General features: G+C 38.8%; 21 protein-coding genes, 3 tRNA genes and 3 rRNA genes. All 27 read right to left on the bottom strand.

What is annotated here, in order from left to right; all coding sequences use genetic code 11:
* Positions 1–36 precede the first annotated feature (36 nt).
* The 27 genes from secG to QU661_RS03030 all read right to left on the bottom strand — a co-directional run bounded on the left by secG (position 37) and on the right by QU661_RS03030 (position 25,417).
* Positions 37–270, bottom strand: coding sequence for a preprotein translocase subunit SecG (gene secG, locus QU661_RS03160; RefSeq protein WP_304990301.1), 234 nt, complete (start codon positions 268–270; stop codon positions 37–39).
* A gap of 215 nt (positions 271–485) precedes the next feature.
* Positions 486–764, bottom strand: coding sequence for a DUF2325 domain-containing protein (locus tag QU661_RS03155; RefSeq protein ID WP_304990300.1), 279 nt, complete (start codon positions 762–764; stop codon positions 486–488).
* A gap of 15 nt (positions 765–779) precedes the next feature.
* On the bottom strand, positions 780–1,331 hold the full coding sequence (locus QU661_RS03150; protein ID WP_304990299.1) for a DUF3793 family protein: 552 nt from the start codon (positions 1,329–1,331) through the stop codon (positions 780–782).
* Positions 1,332–1,637: 306 nt separating this feature from the next.
* Entirely contained in the window at positions 1,638–2,165 is a 528-nt protein-coding gene (locus QU661_RS03145; RefSeq protein ID WP_304990298.1) for a hypothetical protein, read from the bottom strand.
* A gap of 4 nt (positions 2,166–2,169) precedes the next feature.
* A complete protein-coding gene (locus tag QU661_RS03140; protein ID WP_304990297.1) occupies positions 2,170–2,946 on the bottom strand; it encodes a TadE/TadG family type IV pilus assembly protein in 777 nt (258 codons plus the stop codon).
* Entirely contained in the window at positions 2,921–4,285 is a 1,365-nt protein-coding gene (locus QU661_RS03135) for a DUF5702 domain-containing protein (protein ID WP_304990296.1), read from the bottom strand. Before QU661_RS03135 ends, QU661_RS03140 begins: the two co-directional genes overlap by 26 nt.
* Entirely contained in the window at positions 4,254–4,457 is a 204-nt protein-coding gene (locus QU661_RS03130) for a hypothetical protein (RefSeq protein ID WP_304990295.1), read from the bottom strand. Before QU661_RS03130 ends, QU661_RS03135 begins: the two co-directional genes overlap by 32 nt.
* 154 nt (positions 4,458–4,611) lie before the next feature.
* Positions 4,612–4,773, bottom strand: a complete 162-nt coding sequence (locus QU661_RS03125; RefSeq protein ID WP_304990294.1) for a Flp1 family type IVb pilin — start codon at positions 4,771–4,773, stop codon at positions 4,612–4,614.
* Between the two features lie 177 nt (positions 4,774–4,950).
* Positions 4,951–5,943, bottom strand: a complete 993-nt coding sequence (locus tag QU661_RS03120; protein ID WP_304990293.1) for a type II secretion system F family protein — start codon at positions 5,941–5,943, stop codon at positions 4,951–4,953.
* A gap of 9 nt (positions 5,944–5,952) precedes the next feature.
* Positions 5,953–6,825 (bottom strand): type II secretion system F family protein, encoded by an 873-nt coding sequence (locus QU661_RS03115; protein ID WP_304990292.1) that lies wholly within the window; start codon positions 6,823–6,825, stop codon positions 5,953–5,955.
* Complete coding sequence (locus QU661_RS03110; RefSeq protein WP_304990291.1) at positions 6,819–8,066, bottom strand: CpaF family protein; 1,248 nt, start codon at positions 8,064–8,066, stop codon at positions 6,819–6,821. Before QU661_RS03110 ends, QU661_RS03115 begins: the two co-directional genes overlap by 7 nt.
* A 58-nt stretch (positions 8,067–8,124) precedes the next feature.
* Positions 8,125–9,042: a hypothetical protein gene (locus QU661_RS03105; RefSeq protein ID WP_304990290.1), complete on the bottom strand. Its 918-nt coding sequence runs from the start codon at positions 9,040–9,042 to the stop codon at positions 8,125–8,127.
* A gap of 220 nt (positions 9,043–9,262) precedes the next feature.
* A tRNA-Leu gene (locus QU661_RS03100) sits at positions 9,263–9,345 on the bottom strand.
* A gap of 12 nt (positions 9,346–9,357) precedes the next feature.
* A tRNA-Glu gene (locus QU661_RS03095) sits at positions 9,358–9,432 on the bottom strand.
* Positions 9,433–9,439: 7 nt separating this feature from the next.
* Positions 9,440–9,556, bottom strand: a 5S ribosomal RNA gene (gene rrf / locus QU661_RS03090).
* A 118-nt stretch (positions 9,557–9,674) separates the two neighbouring features.
* Positions 9,675–12,566 (bottom strand): 23S ribosomal RNA (locus tag QU661_RS03085).
* A 244-nt stretch (positions 12,567–12,810) separates the two neighbouring features.
* Positions 12,811–12,887: transfer RNA gene (locus QU661_RS03080), tRNA-Ile, on the bottom strand.
* Between the two features lie 36 nt (positions 12,888–12,923).
* Positions 12,924–14,440, bottom strand: a 16S ribosomal RNA gene (locus QU661_RS03075).
* The 16S, 23S and 5S rRNA genes sit together here with 3 tRNA genes alongside, the layout of an rRNA operon.
* Positions 14,441–15,142: 702 nt before the next feature.
* Positions 15,143–15,577 (bottom strand): LytTR family DNA-binding domain-containing protein, encoded by a 435-nt coding sequence (locus tag QU661_RS03070; protein ID WP_304990289.1) that lies wholly within the window; start codon positions 15,575–15,577, stop codon positions 15,143–15,145.
* Positions 15,578–15,959: 382 nt separating this feature from the next.
* Complete coding sequence (locus tag QU661_RS03065; RefSeq protein WP_304990288.1) at positions 15,960–16,199, bottom strand: RNA-binding S4 domain-containing protein; 240 nt, start codon at positions 16,197–16,199, stop codon at positions 15,960–15,962.
* A gap of 77 nt (positions 16,200–16,276) precedes the next feature.
* Positions 16,277–17,308, bottom strand: a complete 1,032-nt coding sequence (locus tag QU661_RS03060; RefSeq protein ID WP_304990287.1) for a hypothetical protein — start codon at positions 17,306–17,308, stop codon at positions 16,277–16,279.
* A gap of 270 nt (positions 17,309–17,578) precedes the next feature.
* On the bottom strand, positions 17,579–17,857 hold the full coding sequence (locus QU661_RS03055) for an HU family DNA-binding protein (RefSeq protein ID WP_304990286.1): 279 nt from the start codon (positions 17,855–17,857) through the stop codon (positions 17,579–17,581).
* 125 nt (positions 17,858–17,982) lie between these two features.
* Complete coding sequence (locus tag QU661_RS03050) at positions 17,983–19,623, bottom strand: putative polysaccharide biosynthesis protein (protein ID WP_304990285.1); 1,641 nt, start codon at positions 19,621–19,623, stop codon at positions 17,983–17,985.
* 97 nt (positions 19,624–19,720) lie between these two features.
* Positions 19,721–23,080, bottom strand: coding sequence for a transcription-repair coupling factor (mfd, locus tag QU661_RS03045; RefSeq protein WP_304990284.1), 3,360 nt, complete (start codon positions 23,078–23,080; stop codon positions 19,721–19,723).
* A 2-nt stretch (positions 23,081–23,082) separates the two neighbouring features.
* Entirely contained in the window at positions 23,083–23,652 is a 570-nt protein-coding gene (gene pth, locus QU661_RS03040; RefSeq protein WP_304990283.1) for an aminoacyl-tRNA hydrolase, read from the bottom strand.
* A 71-nt stretch (positions 23,653–23,723) separates the two neighbouring features.
* Positions 23,724–24,671, bottom strand: coding sequence for a ribose-phosphate diphosphokinase (locus QU661_RS03035; RefSeq protein WP_304990282.1), 948 nt, complete (start codon positions 24,669–24,671; stop codon positions 23,724–23,726).
* 41 nt (positions 24,672–24,712) lie between these two features.
* Complete coding sequence (locus tag QU661_RS03030) at positions 24,713–25,417, bottom strand: DapH/DapD/GlmU-related protein (protein WP_304990281.1); 705 nt, start codon at positions 25,415–25,417, stop codon at positions 24,713–24,715.
* Between the last annotated feature and the right edge of the window lie 11 nt (positions 25,418–25,428).

Genomic DNA, 25,428 nt, shown 5'->3' with positions numbered 1-25,428 from the left:
AACAATCTGTTAATTTACTGTATTTCTAAATAAATACTAGTTGAAAATTGCTACGATGACTAATGCCACAATGATATATATAGCTGATACAACTGTCGTAATTCTAGCGAGTATCGCATCATAACCATTGCTCTTTTTCTTTCCAAAAAGTTGTTCTGCACCTCCAGCTATTGAGCCGGAAAGTCCATCACTCTTGCTTGATTGAAGCAAGATGCTAAGAATCAGAATCACACTAGTAACAAGTAAAACAACCATTAGTGCGGTGTGCATATTCCCCCTCCACATAAGTTACATTTATACTCTCTAATGAAACCATTCTAGTTTAACATGTGCAATAAACAAAGTCAACATTTCACAATGTCTCTAATGCTTGAAATACTATGCATTACAGACATTTTAATTCATAATCTGATTAATAAAACGAGAATCCGTTTTAATTTTAGACCCTCATCCTTTTTGTGTTATATTTTTTAACTGTTTTTAAATTACACATACTGAGCTAACAAAGTCTTGAGAGCCGATGCACTGCTAGAGTGTACCCATGCTACTTCAACATTCTTTCGCTTTGCTTCAGCGACCGCCGTATTCATCATTTTATGAGACACAGTATTTGTAAACATGACTAATAAATCTGGACAACCAATCTTTTTACCTACATTTCCACGCTCTTTTGTAAAGACCTTTGCTTTGCAACCATGCTTTTTGCAAATCTCCTTATATTTACATTCCATACACTCATTTCCGCCAACTATGACAATACTCATTATCCATCCTCCTAATTATGCGCAAACGGTTAATTTTGCAATATCACCATCTTTTTTAAACCTCTTCATATAAATTTTTTCGCAGCGCTTGTACTTTGCAAAAAGATTCTCGGCATATTCAACATCACCATAAACTTTCCACTGCCCGCAGACCTTGCAGTTATTCCCACAATGATTGATAAAACCGGCAACATCATCCACAGGGTAACCTAGAAATATACCCACTTCATGAGGAAAATTTCCACAAATTGAAATCCTATAAACTAGCCTTTCTAAAGCTCCTGCAACATCGCAATTTTTATATCCAAAATCATGCATCAGCTTGCTTACACAACACTCAGATAAGCGCACTAGCAACATGTCTGGTCTAAATACATATAATAGGGCTCTTTTGCCATTGTCATGTAATACTACCATAACAACACCTTTATGATTTAGCTTTTTATTGATTATTGCAAGCTCATCCTTAAATTTTTCCTGTGAATAGTAGTTGTAACCAAACATGCTCCCTATTTTAAGCCTTGCCAAAGTTGGTGCACAAAACTGAATAACTTTGTCCTCTAACATTGCCTACCCCTAAGAAAAAAATACCGATACAATTGCTTTTACGCACTACTTTATAGCGATTACGCAAGAAGAGTTAAATATCTCTAACTCCCATTTTTTAAAAAAGACTCTTGGTTAGAGCCTTTTAACTATTGATAAAATATCATATATTTTGTATCAAAGTCAAGATATATATACATAATTTATATTATTTTTTACAAAAATCAATTTATGGCAAATAAGTAAAAAGTTTATACGAACTATCGGTTTATATTTTAAAAATAAACTTTACTGTAATATCAAATTTATTTTCTTTTTTATCTTTTTCTAAACCGCCCTCTCATTTAACATCCTGTTGAGATGTTTTTCCGCAATACTTCTTGCTCTATATATTTCATTTTTTGCTAACTCATCTTTTATTAATCCAAAATAATCCATCACCTTCTTCTTATTCTTTGTTTCAATCTTATCTATAAACCTTAGCAGCTTTATATTAAATGGTGTCATTGTCGTATCAGGATAAAACAGTATTCCTATGTTGTTATAGTCTGTCCTATTACTGACCGAATAAATTAGTTCAGGCTCTATTAGATATCTTTCAGCTCCAATAAGCATCTGACGATTATTATCATTTATCAGAATAAGCGTTAACACCAGCTGCAGCTTATCCGTCTCTGTAAGCTCGCGATATATTAGGCGCTGCTTATTCTTTTTGTCATATGAAAATATATATTTGTTATTCTCACATATAATTGTCATATCCAGAAATGCTTTTGCATAATGATTACACAGAATCTCACATATATATCTTGGCAACTTGTAGTCGGTAATACTTTGCCTAACATCCTTCTCCACTTAACTAACCTCCACACTTTGAACACGGTGTATATCCGCGTCTTTCTGCAATTTTCTTTGTTATCTCTACATAATTTCTTTCCATAACTCTGCAACCTGCCATGTGGTAGCATTCACCTTCGACAGGATAGTAATACACATATGCTCCAGCCTTCGCTCTTTTACTCTTGCAAACTGGACATGGATCATATTCTTTTATAAACCTTGGAGTTAACGTAGCTGACTTTACTTTAGAGTGCATATACATACACCCTTGATTGTGATACTTCTCTCCACGCTTTGGAAAAATAAATACCGCCTTATCTCCCTCCCCTGTTAGATCGTCAACCGTCATGTGGGTATCATCTCTCACACGCCCAACATACGCACGCGTTATTGTCTTAAGCCTATATTTTGCCTCTGCCTTAAAACCAATTGGATTTTTAGTATTTAATCTCATATCTGCATCTATATATATGATTTCATCAATTCCAAGAAGAGGCTTTCTATAAGCTAATGAATTCACTAAAATTCCGTCAACCTGAGAATGGTTTGAGCTTAGTTCCTTATGAATTTGATAAGGAACTAATTTGTGGATATTGACCTTTGAGGCAACCGCTGCCGATCTTCTTAAATAATTAGCAGATACATAATTTGCATCTTCAATACAACTGTAGGCAGAAATAATAGAGCTCATAACCATAATTGCAATCATGAAAATCGGCAGAATTAACGTCGCCTCAACAATGTAACTTCCCCTTTTATTATTGATTTTTTTACCTGTATGAATCATCAACTTCATATGATTTACCATTTATTTTTAAATTGAATCTTACCCCACAGTTATATTCATCGAAGTTAAAATCATCATAGTATCGGTACTTCATGTTAATTTGAATCAGATCCATGATTCTCTTTGTTCTAAGGTCCTTAGGGGTTGTTAACATCATAAGCAAGAGATATTCTTCGTAGTTTTGTCCATTCATCTTATCAACAAACCTTTCAGTCTTGCTCATTTCCTTTAATTGCTCAGAATTCTCGTTCATTAGCTTTTTAGATTCCTCATCTATCTTATCACTGAACTTTTCATCACCAAGCACACTGTCTAAAGATACCTTCCACTCACCTTTCTTTTTGATAAATGGAACTCTTTTGTTATCTAATAATGCCTTCACATCTTCACGAGCCTCAAGTGTCGCCCAGCTTTCCATTATTATGCCTTGAACCACTATCGCACCTGGTCCTGGAGATATTACTTCTGCTACTGCTGTTATTAACTCCATCTTTTCTGGGTCTTTAGATAATGCAATCAGATTAAGTGCATTTCTGATCAAAAAAATGCTCTTTTTACAGCTCTCAAAGTTTTTTCTATCATCTAAATTTCCTTTGATAATGTATTCGTACTCATTTGCAAAAAATGTCTCTTTATCGTTACAAGTCTTTAGGTGGCTATTAAACTTATTGACTATGAATATTATTTCAGAGACTTTCCCTAGAGCCTTTGGACTCAACTTTTCTGATGCATTATCATTACTTATCATTCTGGATATTCCTTTTATGCTAAATTTATTCTTTTCACCTCTCGATGGCAGAGTTTCTATAACATATTTGTTTCCTATTATTCTTTTACCATGTACACTCTTATCTTTTGACTCAGTTCCCTCACCTTCAGATTCCTCTACAGAACTATTTGTATTATCAACCTTACTACGAACAGTTCGGTTGTTTCCATCAATAATAAATTTGGTACTTTCATAAAAAAGTGATTTGCGTACACTTTTGCGAAAATTATCCAAATCTGACATACGATACTGATCTAAGTTTGCACTTGGTGTACCAACACTAACGCGAAGTTTATCTTCAAAAGAGTATTTTGAATACACATTCAATCTTTTGACTACATCTTTATCATTGCCTTGAAATGCCATTAAGCCATAGTCACTAAGTAAATACTTGTCATATTCGGAAAGAATCGCTTTGCACCATAACTTACCGTTCACTTCTGCCCAGCTCTGAACAGTGCGACTTCTAGCTAAACCAATTGCAATTGTTATAATAGATATGAAAGCAAGAAATACAAACGATACAAATACAATCGTAGATCCGCTTTTATTCTTGAACAGCTGACTCAACAGTATCACCAACTCTCACAAACTTATCTTCACGTACTGCAAATCCTTTTACCTCTACCGTTTTTCTTATCAATCCTTCCGCAAGCCCAAAATTCGCATAGTTAATATCTCTATAATCATTTATTGTCTTAACCACCGGAGAACTTGTGCTGTCCCATTTTGATAACATCTTGTAGTGCATATTAGTCTGGGTGATTAAGCATTCCAGGTAAAAGGTGCAGAGTCTAATTAGTAACATTATTACCAATATTATAATAGGCAAAACAATACTCGCTTCTATTATCTGTCCACCACGCTTATTTGCAAAAGGGGTCACTAGGCTCTGTGAGTATACTTTAGAATTTACTCGCATTAAGTGCTTTAAAAGTTTTGTTCACAAAAGATGTAATTTCTGATTTGAAGATAATTCCGAGAGCAATAGCAATAGCAATCAAAATTGCTACTTGAACAAGTTCCATTCCAGCTTTAGATTTAAATAATTTCTTAATATTTTTCATATCTTTCCTCCCTTAATTGCTGCTGAATCTTATCATCACACACTTAAATTGACAAGAATCTGCACTTTTATACTCACACGTACACACTTGCATTTTAAAACATTAATATTATGTTTACCCTTTCAATTTCATCTCCTTACATTTCAATCACCTCCTTAAGTACTATATAATAATGCATCACATCGCCATCATTGCTGGTGCCATAGTTATAACAATTAACAAAACTAGTAGAAGCCCTAAGGGATAAGTCATTTTAGTGTCTATCAATTTACCTTGTTCCTTTGCAATAACTTTTCTATTATCCCAAAGGAAAGCACTCTCACGTTCAAGCTTATCCTGAATATTACTTCCTCTCTTTTCATTCTCACGCAGTACAGTTGATATTCGCATGAGCTCCTTTACAGAATACTTCTGTGCCAATTCAGAGAATAATAAAGGGATACTTCGATTAGTTAGCTCTGCTGACTCAGTCATTGCAATAATATTACGCTCTAGTTCACCTTGAGTATCCATCTGCATCATTGAGTATCCGTAACAGATCTTATGGAAAGCATCACTTAATATGACACCTGCATTCATCATTAATAGAAGCTGATTTGTAAACCGTGGTAAAGATTTTAGAATCTGTTTGCGCTCATCCACTGCAGCCTTACGAAGCTTATCTTGTCTATTCATTATCACTGCGAAGCAAATTAAAACATATAGCATTGGAATAATTACCCAATCTCTATTAGATTTATCGCTTTTTCTCCAAGTAACATTGCTCCCATCATCTAACTTTGATGGTAATACAATTTTTTTACCACGCGATTCTTCCAGCTTGCCTACTGCAATTCCGAGACTTGTGCTCATTTCTGCTTCAATATCATGAGTGGAATCAGGGACCTCTTTGCGATTATTTTCGTCTATATTTTTTCTGAGTCTTACATCTTGCGTAATTCTTTTGCTACCTTTTTGTACATTAGCAATCAAATCATATTCCACGAAATTATGTTCACCTCGCTGCACTATCCCAACAACATTTCCTTTTTCATCTATGATGTATGTACCATTAATACGAGGTTTAATAAGAATGACTACCAGGAAAATGAACGCGATAATTGAGATCTGAACTAATTGCTTCTTAAGTTTATTATCAAATATTTCTTTAAAATCAAATTTCACGCACATATCGCCTGCCTATATATCAATATTAGTGATTTTCTGCATAACTGAATATATAAATATATCAGCCACAACAACTAGAGTCATGATCATTCGCCCAAAAAAGCTCTCGTACAGCGGTGCAATATATTCTGGAGAAAAAATATTTAGGAATAGTATTACAACAAATGGCATCACAAACAGAATAATGCTCTCATTCTTCTTTCTATTTGCCATAGCTCTAATCTCGTTATCTATTGTCATTTTATCTATGATTACACTTGCAGCTTTATTAAGTGCATCTACAAGACTAGCACCTGTCGTCTTACATGTTGAATAAATAATCGTAAAATCAACTACATCTTCTGAACCCGACCGCTTAGCAAAATCATTTAAAACAGTCACATCTTCTTCATTACCAATACTCATGCGTTTGTGCATATTCTTTAGTTCCTTACTTAAAATAGCAGTGTCACCATATATCCCAACTACCCCTGGTATCGCTTCCCCAATTGCATCACGCATTCCTCTACCTGCGCCAATCGATGTCGATAAAATAAACAGAAAGTCCTTAAACTGCTCAGCAAGTGCACGCTCCCTTCTACTAACCATAAATTCCACGTAAATTTCTTTAATTTTGAAATAAAAGAATAGAAGTACAATACTAAAAAGTATATTGTGATATAAAAGTATAGATAAACCTATCCCAGCAGCGAATGTAAATACAAATATCAGCTTTTTTTCCACCTTATCCATAACATACTTATCATACCTTACCTCAGAATCTTCAGAACATTCATCTTTATCACAATTATCATTTTTTGATTCATCAGGCCTGATATTTTCAAACTTGGTAACAGCCTTTGAAGACTTTTCACTGAACAAAAAACCATTTCTCAACTCTAACACACACCTTCCTCACATCTATTTTGTAGTAGTTTCTCACAGTTCATAAGTTTATTACCAGTATCTACTAGTCTCCCATCAGAATTAGTTGCATAAATATAATTGAGATTATAATCATCACCATCAAAACCGACCATTTCTGCAACTTCAATAAGACGTCTTTTCCCGCCACTGTCTCTACGTAAATGAACAAATATATCTATTGCATTTGCAATTTGGCTTTTAATCGAATAAATGGGGATCTGTGTATCCATAAGATACATAGTCTCAAGTCTATTTAACATTCCTTTTATGGAGTTCCCGTGTCCTGTGGACATACTGCCATCATGACCAGTTGACATAGCCTGTATCATGTCAATAACTTCCCGCCCTCTGACTTCACCAACAATAATTCTATCAGGTCTCATTCGGAGACTAGTCTTAATCAGCATTTCCATACTCACCCTACCTTTTCCAACAGAATTAGCATTACGGCATTCCATATGAACAATATTTTCAATCTGGCTCACCTTTAACTCTGCAGAATCCTCGATGATAATCACACGTTCATCTGAATTAATTGCGGATGACAGAGCATTTAAAAAAGTAGTTTTACCTGATGATGTACCACCGCTAATAAACACATTATATTTTGCAGCAACAAGGTCAGATAGAAATTCAGAGCATTCTTGAGGCATCGTATCGTTTTTAACAAGATCTTCAAGTGTAATTTCATCGTTTGCAAACTTTCTAATCGTTAATATTGGTCCATTTAAAGCAACATTTTTTAAAACACCGTTTACTCTATACCCGTTTTCTAAACGTGCATCGACAATAGGATTTGCTTCATTAATCTCACGATGAACATCTGATGCAAACATCCTTATCAGTCCTTCTAACTCATCAGCTGAATAGAACGAGTTATCCACTTCAATAATTTGCTTATCCTTCTCAACAAAAATACGATTGTATCCATTTACCATAATCTCGTTAATATGTGGATCCTCAATATATTTAGATAAAATGCTATATTTACTTGATACTCTTAAGAAAATAGCATTGATTATTTCAGTAATCTCATTGTAATCAATTATAGGAATATAATTACTTTCAAATACTGCATTTTCAACTAATTCACGAAGCTGTTCATTATTTAAATTATCAGAACGAGAAATAATTCCTTTTAAATGATTCATAATTGTTTCAATAACTTTTGAATGTTTATTCACAACTTTCTTCATACTATAATTTAAAGCAATTCTCATAAATAATTCCTAACAAAATAACATGTATTACAAGTATAAATAAAAATACTCATAACAGCTATGAATTTAAAGTAACATCAATCAGTTCATTAATAGCGATTTCTAGCGAACTGCCATCAGAATCGGGGTTAATATAAGAAACATTACTAAGATTTAACTCAGAAGCAATGCTTGGATAAGCTTGATTGTTTTCACTATTACGACTAAGTATTATGACATTATCCATGTGTTTAATTAAATTAATATTGCGCTCGCTAAGACAACGACCAATATCAAAGCAAATAACATCAAAGAAATGTCCATATATGTACTTGATAAGCATTTCAAAAGATATATCATCCATTGTAGATAATGGATTCAACGCTAGTGAACTCTTAAAATGATAGAAACCAAGCTTATCTAAAGAAAAGAATGAATCAATTGGTATGTCCTCATGCTTATTAATTAGGTAAATAAATTTCTTAAAAATATATGCGTCATTATATCCACTAAAATTAAGGCAATTTATAGAAGATATAAACTGAAGCGGAAAAATCAAAACGTTTAATCCAAATTTATAAACAATTTGTTTTGCAAATTGTTCGATAAAATCTGAAAAATAAACATCGAAATCAAAGATGAATGCAATTTTATGATTACTTGAAACCTCAAATTTATTGCCACCCAAATAACTAAAGCTACATATCTTGATTTTAGAAACTAAATCATCAAAAGTTTGAAACTTAAAAATTTTAAATGGTCCTGTAAATAAATTTTCTTCACACTCTATTGATGAAAGAAAACAAACAGCCTTAAGATTTAAAGAAGGATACTGATGAGATAACGCATTAGGAGTAAAATCAGTAATTAAAATTTCATCACCAAAGAGTAAACCATTAAAGTCTAAGTCAATAAGAAGGTTTTTATCAATCTTGCTAGTCAAATCTATAAACGATGTAAGATACTCTTTATCACTTAACAAAATTCGAAATCTCATCAATCACCTCTAGAAATAGTAAAAAATTGGAGTTGTAAGGAGTATTTAATTACCTTACAAAGAAATGATAGCATGAAAGAAATTCCCCTTCAGCACACCTTTTATAAGGGTAATGACTTGAGAAAAAAGAAAAAAGAAATGATTTAGATTGTGATTAAATACAAAATTAATAAGCTAATAAAAAAAATAAGACCAATGGAACAACCATAAGTCTTATCTTTGGTGCGCTTGGAGGGACTCGAACCCCCACGGTCGCCCGCCAGAACCTAAATCTGGTGCGTCTGCCAGTTCCGCCACAAGCGCATATTTAATTGGTGGTGACCCCACCGGGAATCGAACCCGGGTTACCGCCGTGAAAGGGCGATGTCTTAACCGCTTGACCATGGGGCCTTAAAAAAACCGGCGACGTCCTAATTTCCCAGGCAGCTTCCCACCAAGTATCTTTAGCGCTAAAGAGCTTAACTTCTGTGTTCGGGATGGAAACAGGTGTAACCTCTCTGCTATTGTCACCGGATTATGTAAATCGCTTTCGCAATCTACTCATATTTTGTAGTAAGATGTGTCTTCATCATCTTCTACGCTTTTGAGAGATGTACCCTCAAAATTGAATAACCACCTCATGCTTAAAACCATTTGGTCAAGTGTTCGACCTATTAGTATCAGTCAGCTCAATACGTTACCGTACTTACACCTCTGACCTATCAACGTGATAGTCTCTCACGGGTCTTACCTTTCGGAGGAAATCTTATCTTGAGGGGGGCTTCGCACTTAGATGCTTTCAGCGCTTATCCCTTCCATACGTAGCTACCCGGCTATGCCCTTGGCAGAACAACCGGTACACCAGAGGTATGTCCATCCCGGTCCTCTCGTACTAAGGATAGCTCCTCTCAAATTTCCAACGCCCACAGCGGATAGGGACCGAACTGTCTCACGACGTTCTGAACCCAGCTCGCGTACCTCTTTAATGGGCGAACAGCCCAACCCTTGGGACCTACTTCAGCCCCAGGATGAGACGAGCCGACATCGAGGTGCCAAACACCCCCGTCGATGTGAACTCTTGGGGGGTATAAGCCTGTTATCCCCGGGGTAGCTTTTATCCGTTGAGCGATGGCCCTTCCACTCGGAACCACCGGATCACTAAGCCCGACTTTCGTCCCTGCTCGACCTGTATGTCTCGCAGTCAAGCTCCCTTTTGCCTTTGCACTCTTCGCGCGATTTCCGTCCGCGCTGAGGGAACCTTTGGGCGCCTCCGTTACTCTTTAGGAGGCGACCGCCCCAGTCAAACTGCCCACCTGACACTGTCCCTGTACCGGATCACGGTACTAGGTTAGATTTCCAACATTACAAGGGTGGTATCCCAACGGTGACTCCTCCAACACTGGCGTGCTGAATTCTTCGTCTCCCACCTATCCTGTACATGCAATGCCGAAAATCAATATCAAGCTACAGTGAAGCTCCACGGGGTCTTTCCGTCCTGCTGCGGGTAACCGGCATCTTTACCGGTACTACAATTTCACCGAGCCTATTGTTGAGACAGTGTCCAGATCATTACGCCTTTCGTGCGGGTCGGAACTTACCCGACAAGGAATTTCGCTACCTTAGGACCGTTATAGTTACGGCCGCCGTTTACTGGGGCTTAAGTTCTGTGCTTCGGTTGCCCTAACACTTCCCCTTAACCTTCCAGCACCGGGCAGGCGTCAGCCCCTATACATCAGCTTTCGCTTTAGCAGAGACCTGTGTTTTTGGTAAACAGTTGCCTGGACCTCTTCACTGCGGCCTGCCGAAGCAGGCACCCCTTCTCCCGAAGTTACGGGGTTATTTTGCCGAGTTCCTTAACAATAGTTCGCTCGCTCACCTTAGGATTCTCTCCTCATCTACCTGTGTCGGTTTGCGGTACGGGCACCTTGGATCTCATTAGCGGCTTTTCTTGACAGCGTGAAATCGATTGCTACCGGTCATTTGACCACCCCATCACAGCTCAACCTTATAGAAAGCGGATTTGCCTACTTTCTAGCCTTACTGCTTGGACACGCTCAACCAACGGCGTGCTCAATCTATCCTTCTGTGTCCCCACTTCATTCAAACAATCCTTGGTGGTACAGGAATATCAACCTGTTGTCCATCGCCTACAGCGTTCGCTCTCGGCTTAGGTCCCGACTTACCCTGAGAGGACGAACCTTCCTCAGGAAACCTTAGATTTTCGGCGGACGGGATTCTCACCCGCCTTACGCTACTCATGCCAACATTCTCTCTTCTATACCGTCCAGATTTGCTTTCACGCCTCCTTCTACCTATATAGAATGCTCCTCTACCAATTAGTTATACTAATTCCAAAGCTTCGGTGGTAAGTTTGAGCCCCGTTTATCTTCGGCGCAGGATCACTCGACTAGTGAGCTATTACGCACTCTTTAAATGTATGGCTGCTTCTAAGCCAACATCCTAGCTGTTTGTGCAATCCCACATCCTTTTCCACTTAACTTACTCTTTGGGACCTTAGCTGTTGATCTGGGCTGTTTCCCTTTCGACCATGGAACTTATCTCTCATAGTCTGACTCCCAAGTATGATATCACGGTATTCGGAGTTTGATAGTTGTTGGTAACCGGTGAAGGCCCCGCGAACAGTCAGTGCTCTACCCCCGCGTATCTTTACCTTGAGGCTAGCCCTAAAGCTATTTCGAGGAGAACCAGCTATATCCGAGTTCGATTGGAATTTCACCGCTATCCACAAGTCATCCTAACCTTTTTCAACAGATATAGGTTCGGTCCTCCATAACCTTTTACGGTTACTTCAACCTGCTCATGGATAGGTCACCCGGTTTCGGGTCTACAGCATGTAACTCTCGCCCTATTCAGACTCGATTTCTCTACGGCTCCATTGCTCCAGCAACTTAACCTCGCTACATACCATAACTCGTTGGCCCGTTCTACAAAAAGTACTAGGTCACTTGCGCTCCCTATGCTTGTAAGCATCAGGTTTCAGATTCTATTTCACTCCCCTCCCGGGGTTCTTTTCACCTTTCCCTCACGGTACTATTCGCTATCGGTCACTGGGTAGTATTTAGGCTTGGAGGGTGGTCCCTCCTGCTTCAGACCGGGTTACACGTGTCCGGTCCTACTCTGGTGCCACCTATGCGCTTTCTGCTTCGCCTACAGGAGTATTACCTTCTTTGCTTGAGCTTTCCAACCCTATTCGGCTCGCATAACTTCGTCAATGTCGGTGGTCCACAACCCCAAACTGTAAACAGTCTGGTTTGGCCTCTTTCCCTTTCGCTCGCCGCTACTCAGGAAATCGATTTTTCTTTCTCTTCCTAGGGCTACTTAGATGTTTCAGTTCACCCCGTTCCCTTCATTAAGCTATGTATTCACTTAATGATACATACGCATTACCGTATGTGGGTTCCCCCATTCGGAAATCTGCGGGTATATCGGATATGTGCTCCTTACCGCAGCTTATCGCAGCTTATCACGTCCTTCTTCGGCTCCCAGTGCCAAGGCATCCACCCGATGCTCTTTGTACTTGACCATTCATCTCTTTCGAAATGTTCTCTTGCCTAGTTAGCGTTAACTAGGTCTTATTCACTATTGTATTTTCTCTCAGTGAATTCTGGTTTCTCTCAACAAATAGTCTGTTTGAAATCGTTACCCAATTTGAATCTCCTTCTAGAAGATTCGGCTTGTATCTCGATTCGTTGTCTATTTGTCTTCATTTACACTTGGTGTGTTATTCAATTTTCAAGGTACTACTTCACATATATAAGATATATGTAATGGTGGGCTTGGGAGGACTCGAACCTCCGACCTCACGCTTATCAGGCGTGCGCTCTAACCACCTGAGCTACAAGCCCATAAACTATCATAGTGTAGAGACTAGGTCTCCTTAGAAAGGAGGTGATCCAGCCGCTCGTTCTCGAACGGCTACCTTGTTACGACTTCACCCCAGTCATTGGTTTTGCCTTAGGCGATAGATTAATTAACCGACTTTGGGCACCCCCAACTTCCATGGTGTGACGGGCGGTGTGTACAAGACCCGGGAACGCATTCACCGCAGCATTCTGATCTGCGATTACTAGCAACTCCAACTTCATGTAGGCGAGTTGCAGCCTACAATCCGAACTGGGATCGGTTTTGGTGATTTGCTCCACTTCACAGTATTGCATCCCATTGTACCGACCATTGTAGCACGTGTGTAGCCCAGAACATAAGGGGCATGATGATTTGACGTCATCCCCACCTTCCTCCGAGTTGACCTCGGCAGTCTCGCTAGAGTCCTCAACTGAATGTTAGTAACTAGCGACAAGGGTTGCGCTCGTTGCGGGACTTAACCCAACATCTCACGACACGAGCTGACGACAACCATGCACCACCTGTCTCTGCTGTCCGAAGAAGGGACCGGTTAAGGTCCTGTCAGCAGGATGTCAAGCCCTGGTAAGGTTCTTCGCGTTGCTTCGAATTAAACCACATGCTCCGCTGCTTGTGCGGGTCCCCGTCAATTCCTTTGAGTTTTACTCTTGCGAGCGTACTCCCCAGGCGGAGCACTTATTGCGTTAACTGCGGCACTGAGCCCTAACGGGCCCAACACCTAGTGCTCATCGTTTACGGCGTGGACTACCAGGGTATCTAATCCTGTTTGCTACCCACGCTTTCGTGCCTCAGTGTCAGTTACAGTCCAGAAAGCCGCCTTCGCCGCTGGTGTTCCTCCTAATATCTACGCATTTCACCGCTACACTAGGAATTCCGCTTTCCCCTCCTGCACTCAAGTAGCCCAGTTCGCAAGGCAAGTAGAGGTTGAGCCTCTAAATTAAACCTTGCGCTTAGGTAACCACCTACGCACTCTTTACGCCCAATAATTCCGGATAACGCTTGCCCCCTACGTATTACCGCGGCTGCTGGCACGTAGTTAGCCGGGGCTTGCTCCTAAGGTACCGTCATTTGTTTCTTCCCTTAGAACAGAAGTTTACAACCCGAAGGCCTTCATCCTTCACGCGGCGTTGCTGCATCAGGCTTTCGCCCATTGTGCAAGATTCCCTACTGCTGCCTTCCGTAGAAGTTTGGACCGTGTCTCAGTTCCAATGTGGCCGATCACCCTCTCAGGTCGGCTACTGATCGTCACCTTGGTGAGCCGTTACCTCACCAACTAGTTAATCAGACGCAGGCCCATCCCTGACCGATAAATCTTTGACCGATGAAGCATGTGCTTCATCGGTGTCATGAGGTTTTAATCATCGTTTCCAATGGCTATCCCTCTGTCAGGGGCAGGTTGCCTACGCGTTACTCACCCGTCCGCCGCTTTCCGTTAGCATAATCCCCCGAAGGTTCATGCGCTAACATCTCGCTCGACTTGCATGTATTAGGCACGCCGCCAGCGTTCATCCTGAGCCAGGATCAAACTCTTAATAAATGTTATCTGAAGAATCTTTCGATTCGTCCAAATCCTGTTAATGGATGACGCTTATCGCGTCTCGACTCGTTATTTCCGAATCATTGTTGTTTGTGTTTGAATTGTACAGGGACATACGACATATTGTACATCGTTTGTCTCTTATACGATCTTGAGATCTAATCTCCGGTTTTCACCGTGTCGATCTCTTGACCAGTTTCTACACTATGAAGTTGTCATGGTTCTGCTGACTGCGTTTGAGCGATTTTTGTTGCCCGCTCTCTCGCGACAGCTTAATCATTATAGCGCACCATTTTGGACTCGTCAAGCACTTTTTCCATCTTTTTTAAGATTTCTTGCTTGCCACGCCCTGGCTCGCTCTCTCGTCATCTATCTAGATAACAAGTTTTTTCATTATAGAGTCTGCACTATTGCCTGTCAACCCCTGGTTAGTGAATCTTTTTTCTCATCATTATTCTTTCAACTTGTATATAGTACTTTTTAACTTTATTATTCTCTCCATTCAACCTAGTTTTATATTTTTTTCTTTAAATATATAGGTGAATACTGATCTTATTAATCATTTTTTACGATTCTTGTTTTGTCATTCATAAATATGTTTTATGAATGCATTGATACTATATTATAGTTGTTTATCATCATTAATTCTTTCCTTCTTAACTCACACTCAAGTAGTGCAGACCTACAATGAATTTAACTCACTTAATGATCCTTCCCTTTGTACTTTACTTCATCTTCCCAAAGCGAGTTAATTGTAGCATGTGGCTTGCTCTCCCAGTCCACAGTTACATATGGCGGATATCTGAATAGATACTTCTTATATGCCTTTCTAATTTTAGAATGGTTGTTTCTTCCTATACCTATCTTCCTTCCAGACTCAAATTCAATTTCGTATTTGTCAATTCTTCTAACTTTATCAAAGTTAATAATCAGGCCAACAAGCGGTCTAAAGAACGATCTTCCTATCAGCGGATACGCGATGTCATCAATTTTTGCAAAGGTTTTATAGATGTATGACGACGTATATATTAGAAGAGACTTTCCTTCCCTATCTATAAATTCAATGTCATCAATAGCAACTTGTGCACATGTCGACCCAGTGATAATTGATATAGTGTCTGTGTTCTCTTTATACATAATCTGCTCCTTCTATCATTATGAAATAACACACATTTACAACCAGGGGTAACTGGTGGCTTAATATTAACCTTATAAACACTAAAAGTAAATCGACTTTTTTCGACCTCAAAATCAACATATTGAGTTTTCGCAGAACGCGACCACTACTTATGCTATTTTTGATTGATATCAGTTTTTTGGTCATTTTTTTCTTGTTATTTTTATTCAGTTTTTACTACTGTCACGGTTTTTTTCGAAACTGATTTTATCTTTCTGAAATTAATTTATCACTAAATAGTTTGTTAAAAGACCTAAATGATTACAGCTATGTATCAGTTGATATCCTATCTAACAATATGCATTTGTCAAACAATTTATATGATTGGTTTTAAATAATTCTCTAAACGACAGTATATATTGACTCTGCATTACTTTTCTTAACGTTATCTAAAAGCTTTTCAACTCGCACTTCTAGTATACTTGTTCCAAATGTAATTTTAATAATATCCCCTTCTTTAAGCTCAACTCCAGGCTTTGCAATTTTGCCGTTTACTTCCACCCTTCCCTGCTGACAGGCTTCCTTTGCAACTGTGCGTCTTTTTATTATTCTTGAATTCTTAAGAAATTTATCTAACCTCATATTACCTTCACTTTAACTTTCTTACTTTATTATACCTTATATTCTATATCTAAGCTCAAACTGAGACGTCTCTCCTACTAATTATCATCGTAATTACGAGCAATCTCTGCAACAATTTGGAAATCTGTCATCATATTACTCCTATCAAATCTTACGTATGAATAATATTCATTCCAGAACAAATGATCACTCCTTGGGATCCACTGTATACCATAATAGAGGCTCGTCTCATCAGCAGGATAGTTAGGCACTGACCATAAGTGACTTCCGAAAGTATCCTTAAACTCCTGTTCATTTAAAATAGAAAGCAGGTCCAACCCATTTAACTTAATATTGTTACCGCCTTTTCTAGCATTTTTAATACAATCCTCATCCATCATTATGGCAATAACTTTGCAATCCTTTAGCAAGGTGCTTTTTTTCATGTCGCCAAAGAAATGTATACTACCGACTACAGTATTATTTTTAACTATTAAATATTTAGAATAAAGTATCCCCTCTTCAGCTCGTTTGTATCCAGCAGGGATAGAGATATTGCTGCTAGATGAGAACTTTTTATATCTAGGTGAATCTGAGATGTTTGCATAATCAACCTTATTCCCGGTTTCGTCACTCACTCGCACATATATATCGAAACCATTGTCTACTAGTTCTGAAGCCTTCGTCTGAGCCATCTTAATATCTGTGCCATCAATGGTTATAACTGGCGCCTTGCTCGGCATACCAATTACAGAAAACGCTATCATAAGAAATACTGAGAGTAGCGCTGTTGCCGCAAGAACCAACAGCGATCTTCCCGTCCTTTTTCGAGCATTAAACAATGCAAGTGCAGGAGGTCCAATAATCCATCTAGCCATGATTGAAAACCCAGAACCTGCTCCATTTATAAGCTTGATTGCTCCACTAACGGCTATAGCAATCATAAGAATATAAACTATGAGCTCATTCAAGGGAATCTTGCTCGTATCTATCGATTCATTAACTGCACTATCAAGTAACGATATTCCCTCAACTTTTTTATTCTTCAAGTACTTGTATGCCCCAAACCATATACCAATATATAAAAAGGCCAAAAGCACAAGTAAACCTAGCAATACTATCCTAGCCATTTCTACCCTCTCAATTTAATCTGTATACCATAAGCAATACCTACTATACTGAATATGATAAATACAAAGTTATCACATCATATATAATTAGTATTGATTCACTCATCGTCCTATCTGTGGTACAAAACTGCTCCTAAACACTTTAAGAATATTGCTCTGGTGAAGTCGGAAGTTGGAACACGGAACCATTTCGCTCCATACATTTCCAAAGGAAATTTAACAAAAGAAAAAGATGGGTACATTGCACCCATCTCCCGAAGCATCATTCAATTACTTATTTACTGCATCCTTAAGCGACTTACCTGCCTTGAAAACAGGTGCCTTTGAAGCTGGGATATCAATAACTGCCTCTGGCTTCTGCGGGTTTCTACCCTTTCTAGCCTTTCTAGATCTTGTCTCAAATGTACCGAAACCGATAAGTCTAACACTGTCTCCAGCAACTAGAGACTCTTCAATACTTCCTAGTACAGCGTCCAAAGCTGCTTCTGCATCCTTCTTCTTAAAACCAGTCTTATCAGCAACCTTGCTTACTAATTCAGCCTTATTCATAATTTTCCTCCTTATGGTAACTTAACTACACGTATTATACTGTTGAAGCATTGAAAAGTCAACGAATTGATTGTGTTTATCTTACTTAAAGTTTATAAAAAGCCTACAAAATATAAAAATAACCGCTAATTATTCTTATCCGTCAAGTGAAATTTGTTCGTTATCCTCAAAATCTTATACCCTTTAGGCATCATTAGAATTTCATCTGGCCCTAAGCACTTTGTGGCGAATACTGCAGCAATGTATACAAATATTGCTATTATCATCGCAGCTAGTGTTGCAAGAGAGTTACTTCCTAAAGCTCTATAAATTAGCATATACGATCCGTGAGCTATAACCCCCATAACAATCGCCGCAATGGCAGGCTTAACAAATGTTCCTAATATATTAATATTTGTACCAGTTAGTTTATGCATAGCACGATAATTAAGTATAGCTGTTATCCCATACGCTGCAACATTTCCTGCTGCTGCTCCATTAATGTTAAACTCCGGAATACCCACTAGTATATATGTGATGATGAATTTACATGCGACACCGATTGATAGGTTAATAACTGGAATAGCTGGTTTTCCTATTCCTTGTAAAACACTAGAGAATGTACGAAGTATCGACAAGCAAACTATCCCCAAAGATAGAACTTGTAGCGTAGGCACTGCAAGCGCTGAATCCTCTGGCTGCTCTGGATAAAGTAAGAAAAGAATAGGTTTAGCCAGAGCAATCAGCCCAATCATGCAAGGAAAACTGATAATCATGCTTGTTTTGATTCCAGTTTGTATGTTTTTATGAAGCCCCACCATATCATCTCTTACAAATGCTGACGAAATAGCCGGAACAAGGCTTACTGCCACAGCAATAGTGAATACTTGTGGGAATCCTATGAGCGGATCACAAAACCCACTTATTAATCCATATAACTGCTTTGATTGATGATGAGTCCAGCCTGTAGCTTGCAGCCTTCTCATTACTAGCCATAAATCTACAATCATCATGAATGGTAAGATAGCTGAGCCGATAGTAATAGGAACAGCAATCTTAAGTAATTTACTGAAGATTGATTTTGTAGATTCATCCTTATGAATTGACCTCTGGAAATGAAGCTTACGTTCTTTACTGCCAACAATATAGACGATAAGCAGCAATATGAGCGCAGCTATTGAACCAGCAGAAGCTCCAAATGTAGCACCTGCTGCTGCTTTTGTAAGGTCTCTGCTTGAACTAAGAAACATATAAGCTAATCCTAGCCCCGCAAACACTCTCATCAATTGCTCAATAACTTCCGATGCTCCCGTTGGCATCATGTGTTGCTGTCCTTGAGAATAGCCTCTGAACGACGCAACAATGGGGGCGGTCAATAATGCTGGTGCTATAGCTCTCAAAGACGCTGCACCACCAGGATTTTTACTGTGTGCAGCTATCATATCTGCTCCGAAGTAACAAACAATAAATCCAAAAACACCTATAGCAAACATGATGTGAAGAGATACCCTGTATACCCTATGTGCATTTATATAATCGCCAATTGCCACTCTTTCTGACACCATCTTGGAAATAGCAACCGGTAGCCCTGCAGTTGCTATAATAAGAAAGAACGAATAAATAGGATATGCTACACCGTAGTATGACATACCTGCAGCACCAATCCAGTTATTAAGTGGGATTCTGAAGAAAGCACCAAAAACTTTGGCAATTATTCCTGTAATCGACAGGATTGCCGCACCTTTTACGAATTTAGCACCATGTTCAGAGTGTTGAATTTTACTCATTTATATCTCCTATAACAAACAGTTTATTTCAGAACTAACGCCGATTATACCATAACACGCAAATAAGTCCATGCTTAAGATTGGTTGAATCTATACTCTACTCGGCCTTAGAAAGTCCTTTAAGTCTAGCCTCTGCCATTGTCATCATCAACTCTAAGATTCTTACAGCTGGCTTTTCTCGTCCTTTCTGTAAGCTAAGGTATGGATTACTCCCACTACTTATAATCAGCTGTTCCCCATACTTTTGCTTAGCTACAATCAAGGTGAATGCGTCCGCATTGTTTTCTTCACTAAATTCAATAACATAATGTCCGCCACGCTCGGATATGGATTTTACACCAAGCTCGGCTGCAAGGCATTTAATCTCGGCAATCCTAATAAGGTCCACTGTTACGTCAGGTAAATCACCATATCGATCAATCAGTTCTGCTACAAGCTCTTCAGCCTCTTCATGATTTGCAATCTGAGCAATCTTCTTGTACGCCTGTAGTTTAAGTGTTTCATCCTTTATGTATTCAGCAGGGATGCGCGCTGGGATATCGACTTCTATAGCGATTTCTTCTCGGCCTTCGGTTATTTTTTCTCCTTTTAACCTTCTAACAGCCTTATCAATTTCCTTAACGTATAGTTCATAACCAATTCCAGCTATATTACCATGTTGAGCTTCTCCCAAGATATTTCCCGCTCCTCTGAGCTCTAGATCACGCATCGCAAGTTTAAAGCCTGCGCCAAACTCGGTAAACTCTCTTATTGCCGCAAGTCTTTTTGTAGCGACTTCTGTCAAAGCTCTTTCTGGTTTATATAGTAAGTACGCATAGGCAAGTCTATTTGATCTTCCTACCCTACCTTTAAGTTGATATAGCTGCGAAAGCCCGAGTTTATCTGCGTTTAATATAATTATGGTATTAGCGTTTGGAATATCAATTCCATTTTCAATAATCGTTGTTGCCACAAATATATCTACTTCACCTTCTACGAAATCTAGCATGACATTTTCTAGTGTTGTTTCGTTCATACGCCCATGTCCAACCGCAACTGTCGCATTCGGTACTAATGAATTTATACGTTTTGCAACATCATTAATTCCATTTACGCGGTTATATATGACATATACCTGTCCACCTCTATCAAGTTCACGCCTAATTACGTTTCTCATAAGCTCATCGTCTTCAGCAGATACAAATGTCTGTACTGGATACCTATCTTGAGGAGGTTCCTCAATTGTACTTATATTTTTAATACCTGTTAACGACATGTTCAAAGTTCTTGGAATCGGAGTTGCGGAAAGTGTCAAAACATCAACTGTTTGCCTTGCCATTTTGAGCTTTTCCTTGTGTTTTACACCAAAGCGCTGTTCTTCATCTATAACTAGTAATCCTAAATCTTTATAGGATATATCTTCCAACAGCAGTCTATGAGTTCCAATAACTAAATCTACAGTACCTTTACATAATCCTTCAATCACCTTCTTTTGGTGTGATTCATTTACGAACCTAGACATCATTTCTATATTAAACGGATAATCTTCAAAACGTTCTTTTAGTGTATTGAAATGCTGATTGGTCAAAAGTGTTGTAGGAGCAAGAAATACCGCTTGCTTTCCTTCCGAGACACATTTAAAAATTGCTCTAGCAGCCACTTCTGTCTTACCGTAACCGACATCTCCGCACAGAAGTCTATCCATAGGTAGCGGTTTTTCCATATCTGCTTTTATCTCTTCTGTAGCTTGCAGCTGATCATCAGTTTCTTGATACGGAAATCTCTCCTCAAATTCATGCTGCCATATAGTATCGTGCTGAAATGCGTAGCCTCCACGGAGTTCACGCTCAGCATATAATTTAACAAGATCCTCAGCAATTTCCTCAATTGCCTTACGTGCTCTAGCTTTAGTGTTGCGCCAATCCCCACCCGACAGTCTGGATAGCTTTGGAGCTTTCCCTTCACTTCCTATATAACGCTGTATGATGTCCATTTGCTCAGTAGGAATATATAGAACATCCGTGCCTGAATAGTGGATTTTTAAATAGTCCTTTATTTCTCCATCGGCTTCCAACGTCTTAATTCCTTCAAAGCGGCCTATTCCATGTTCTTCGTGAACAACATAGTCGCCAGCGTGAAGATCTAAAAAGTCTTGCTTCTTAGTCTTGCGGCGTAGCTTTCGTTTTGAACTTTTTCTTATATTAGGAAAAATATCTGCATCTGTTATGTAGCAAAGCTTATCGTCTTCGAGCATCATCCCAGATCCAAGCAGTCCTATATCATACCTAAAATGGCCGAAAATCTTTGCATCCTCTAAATACTCACGAATGCGTTCATGTCTCTCATGATCAGCAGAAACTATGTGAACTTCATAGCCTTCTTTGGAAAGCCTTTTCATCTCTCTCCCAAAAAGCTCCATCTGTCCATTGAAGCTAGCAATTTGCCTACTAGTTACATTGATGACTCTGTTAAATTCATCTATTTCCTTTATTGGTTCTGGAAATGGTGTAAATACAATAAGGTCCCTTTGAAACAATTTCTTGAGGTCAGTTTTTTCCTCGCATTCTGGAATTTCAGTTTCTATCCTGTTTGGATCATATACCATTAGGTTTGAATCGTCTGATAATACTAGATAATCCCACAGCATTTCGGACTTTATATTAAAGTACTTAAGATAATTGGAAAATATTTGGACATTAGTGCATTCCTTGAACATCTCTGTAATGCGGCTCTTAAGTTCGTTGATTCTGTCTATTCTGCCATCAGCTATTTTTTTATCACTGCTTTGAACGATAAGTTCATCAAGGCGCCTATCATATTCATCAATTATCACGGGAAGCACATCAAGGCGTTCTCGTTCAGAAGGCACAAACTCAGCCGCAGGACATATTCGGATAGAATCGGCATTCTCGAGTGATATCTGCGATTCCGAGTCAAAGTATCTAAGCGAATCTATTTCATCATCAAAAAATTCAACTCTCATTGGATCCGTATGGTTAGGTGAAAATATATCTATTATCCCTCCACGCGAGCTAAACTCCCCTTCTGCTTCAACTATTGAGGATGGAGTATATCCAACTTCTACCAGGTTTTGTTTTAATTCTTTCGGATCAATCCTCATGCCAACTTTGAGATCTATAATTGAATCTATGAATCTTTTTGCAGGCTGAATAGATTTTAAAGCTGCTGAAATTGGGGCGATTACAACAGCATCGTCATCTGAGCATAATGCGTCTAACGCTCTTAATCTCTGTATTGTTGAGTTGTTGTCTTTTGCCTCATAAACTATCTGAAGTTCATCCTCTTCGGGTAATACAAAGATTTCCCTATCCTGTACAAAAAAAGAAATATCGTCCCTGAGCCTTTTAGCGACATCCGCTCTGGAAACGATAATCATTGTCTTTTTCTTCTTAACAATCTCCTTAGCTGCATAGTAGGCAACCCTACTTCCACTAACACCGGTGATATTAATTTTCATATCTAGTCCTTTTTCTTAGTCGTATTGTTGAGATTCATGGCTTTATCAATACCAACCTCAATGATATCCTGCGCAGCCTTAGCTGCTTTCGCAGCCGTTTCATCGAGTATTGTATTTTCATACTTTGATACTTTTCCAATCACATGATCAACTAAAGATCCACCGCCACTTCCAACGCCAGTTCTAATTCTTGGAAACTCAGTCGTTCCGAGCTGACTAACAATTGATCTCATCCCGTTATGCGTTCCTGGACCACCAAATTTACGAATTCTAATAGACCCAAGAGGAATATCAATATCATCATAGATAATTATTATGTTCTCCGAAGGAATTTTATAGAAATTTGCGACCTCTCTTAAAGCGTCTCCGCTAAGATTCATGTATGTCTGCGGCTTTACGAGAAGTACTTTATGTGTGCCAATTCTGCATTCTCCAATAAGCGACTTAAATTTAGCTTTGGTGATATCAACGTTAAGATCATCCGCAAGCTTATCAACCACCCTAAATCCCATATTATGCCTTGTCCGTGTGTATTTATCCCCTGGATTCCCTAATCCTGCAATAATGTACATAATCTTTTACTCCAATAGATAGATTGGCAACGGAGATAACTCCGTTGCCATAAATCGCAGTTTTATATCAATTAGTCAAATAAAGTGCTTACGGATCCACCCTGGTAAACTCTAGTGATAACCTCCGAGAAGATTGTCCCAACAGAGATAAACGTCATCTTGTCTAACTTCTTCTCATCATCAATCGGTAAAGTATTTAGAAGAACCAGTTCCTGTATAGGACTGTTCTCAAGCCGCTCTTTCGCTGGTCCCGACAGAACTCCGTGTGTCGCGCAAGCATATACATTTTTTGCACCTAATTCAATCAGTGCACTTGCTGCATTACAAATAGTACCTGCAGTATCAATCATATCGTCTAAGAGAATACAATTCTTGCCATCGATATCTCCGATTATGTTCATAATCTCACTCTTGTTTGGCTCTGGACGTCTCTTATCTACAATTGCAATTGGGGCATCGAGTCTTTCAGCCATGTTTCTAGCTCTTGTAACACTTCCGTGGTCAGGTGATACAACGACTACATTGTCGAGATTCTTTTCTTTGAAATACTTTGTAAGTATTGGCAATCCAAGAAGATGATCAACTGGAATATCAAAGTAACCCTGAATCTGATTAGCATGAAGGTCCATCGAGATAACCCTATCTGCTCCGGCAGCCTGAATTAAGTTGGCAACAAGCTTAGCTGTAATTGGATCTCTTGCCTTCGCTTTTCTATCCTGTCTTGCGTATCCATAGTAAGGAATCACAGCATTGATTCTTCCTGCGGATGCCCTCTTGAGGGCATCAATCATGATAAGCAGTTCCATCAAATGGTCATTAACAGGTGCACATGTGGGCTGTACTACGTATACATCGCAATCTCTTACAGACTCCCAAATACTTACCTGAATTTCTCCATCACTGAATTTATTTACCGTTGATTTTCCAACTTTAATCCCCATTAATTCAGCAATTTCATTTGCTAGTTCTGGATGTGCGTTGCATGTAAAAAGCTTTAGATCGGAAAAGACCTTGTTCATTGTTTACCTCCAATATGTGAACTTAAAAATATACTCTCTTGCTATTTATTATCTTTCTTTAAAATCTTGCGGTTACGTACCCAATTTTTCTTTGTGGTCATTCGCGATCTCCCTATGCAAAGGGCGTCTTCCGGAACATTCTCCGTAACTGTGGTCGCTGCGGCTACATATGCCCCTTCACCTACTTCAACCGGAGAAACAAGGTTCGAATTACATCCTATAAATGCATCATCAGCAATCTTAGAACGATACTTTTTAGTACCATCGTAATTTACGAATACTACTCCGCATCCTAGATTAACATTTTTTCCTATATCGGCATCGCCTATATATGTCAAGTGTGAAGACTTACTTCCATCACCTATTGTAGAGTTCTTAACTTCAACGAAGTCACCTACCTTGCACTCATCACCGACAATGCTTCCCGGTCTGATATAAGCGAATGGTCCTACACTAGTCTTTGCCCCGACCTTACTCTCGTATATGTATGATGCTTCTACAGTAGAATCAGTACCTATCTCCGCAGCTCTAATAACTGAAGATTGTCCTATGTAGGCACCTGCTCTAATTATAGATTTGCCTGAAATTGTAACATTCTGAGCAATTGTAGCCCCCTCTTCAATTACAACCTCTTCATCTATATATGCAGAGTAGATGTCTACGAATTTAACTCCGTCATCTTCCATCCTACGTTTATTCGATTCAATCCTTGCGCTTTCGTAATTCCTATACTCCTCAATAGTCATGTAATTCCTCC

The sequence above is a fragment of the Mogibacterium neglectum genome, from assembly GCF_030644205.1.
In the GTDB taxonomy this organism is placed as follows: domain Bacteria; phylum Bacillota; class Clostridia; order Peptostreptococcales; family Anaerovoracaceae; genus Mogibacterium; species Mogibacterium neglectum.
Note: the sequence above shows the minus strand (reverse complement) of the source record. Positions and strands in the feature narration are given on the sequence as shown.

Bases quoted from the DNA above. Each gene is read 5' to 3' on its own strand.
- QU661_RS03110 (WP_304990291.1), bottom strand. From the start codon at position 8,066: ATGAGAATTGCTTTAAATTATAGTATGAAGAAAGTTGTGAATAAACAT.
- pth (WP_304990283.1), bottom strand. From the start codon at position 23,652: ATGTACATTATTGCAGGATTAGGGAATCCAGGGGATAAATACACACGG.
- QU661_RS03060 (WP_304990287.1), bottom strand. From the start codon at position 17,308: ATGGCTAGGATAGTATTGCTAGGTTTACTTGTGCTTTTGGCCTTTTTA.
- QU661_RS03035 (WP_304990282.1), bottom strand. From the start codon at position 24,671: ATGAACAAGGTCTTTTCCGATCTAAAGCTTTTTACATGCAACGCACAT.
- QU661_RS03150 (WP_304990299.1), bottom strand. From the start codon at position 1,331: ATGTTAGAGGACAAAGTTATTCAGTTTTGTGCACCAACTTTGGCAAGG.
- QU661_RS03105 (WP_304990290.1), bottom strand. From the start codon at position 9,042: ATGAGATTTCGAATTTTGTTAAGTGATAAAGAGTATCTTACATCGTTT.
- QU661_RS03155 (WP_304990300.1), bottom strand. From the start codon at position 764: ATGAGTATTGTCATAGTTGGCGGAAATGAGTGTATGGAATGTAAATAT.
- QU661_RS03050 (WP_304990285.1), bottom strand. From the start codon at position 19,623: ATGAGTAAAATTCAACACTCTGAACATGGTGCTAAATTCGTAAAAGGT.
- QU661_RS03125 (WP_304990294.1), bottom strand. From the start codon at position 4,773: ATGAAAAATATTAAGAAATTATTTAAATCTAAAGCTGGAATGGAACTT.
- QU661_RS03130 (WP_304990295.1), bottom strand. From the start codon at position 4,457: ATGCACTACAAGATGTTATCAAAATGGGACAGCACAAGTTCTCCGGTG.
- QU661_RS03065 (WP_304990288.1), bottom strand. From the start codon at position 16,199: ATGAGGTTAGATAAATTTCTTAAGAATTCAAGAATAATAAAAAGACGC.
- QU661_RS03120 (WP_304990293.1), bottom strand. From the start codon at position 5,943: ATGTGCGTGAAATTTGATTTTAAAGAAATATTTGATAATAAACTTAAG.
- secG (WP_304990301.1), bottom strand. From the start codon at position 270: ATGCACACCGCACTAATGGTTGTTTTACTTGTTACTAGTGTGATTCTG.
- QU661_RS03070 (WP_304990289.1), bottom strand. From the start codon at position 15,577: ATGTATAAAGAGAACACAGACACTATATCAATTATCACTGGGTCGACA.
- QU661_RS03140 (WP_304990297.1), bottom strand. From the start codon at position 2,946: ATGAAGTTGATGATTCATACAGGTAAAAAAATCAATAATAAAAGGGGA.
- mfd (WP_304990284.1), bottom strand. From the start codon at position 23,080: ATGAAAATTAATATCACCGGTGTTAGTGGAAGTAGGGTTGCCTACTAT.
- QU661_RS03030 (WP_304990281.1), bottom strand. From the start codon at position 25,417: ATGACTATTGAGGAGTATAGGAATTACGAAAGCGCAAGGATTGAATCG.
- QU661_RS03055 (WP_304990286.1), bottom strand. From the start codon at position 17,857: ATGAATAAGGCTGAATTAGTAAGCAAGGTTGCTGATAAGACTGGTTTT.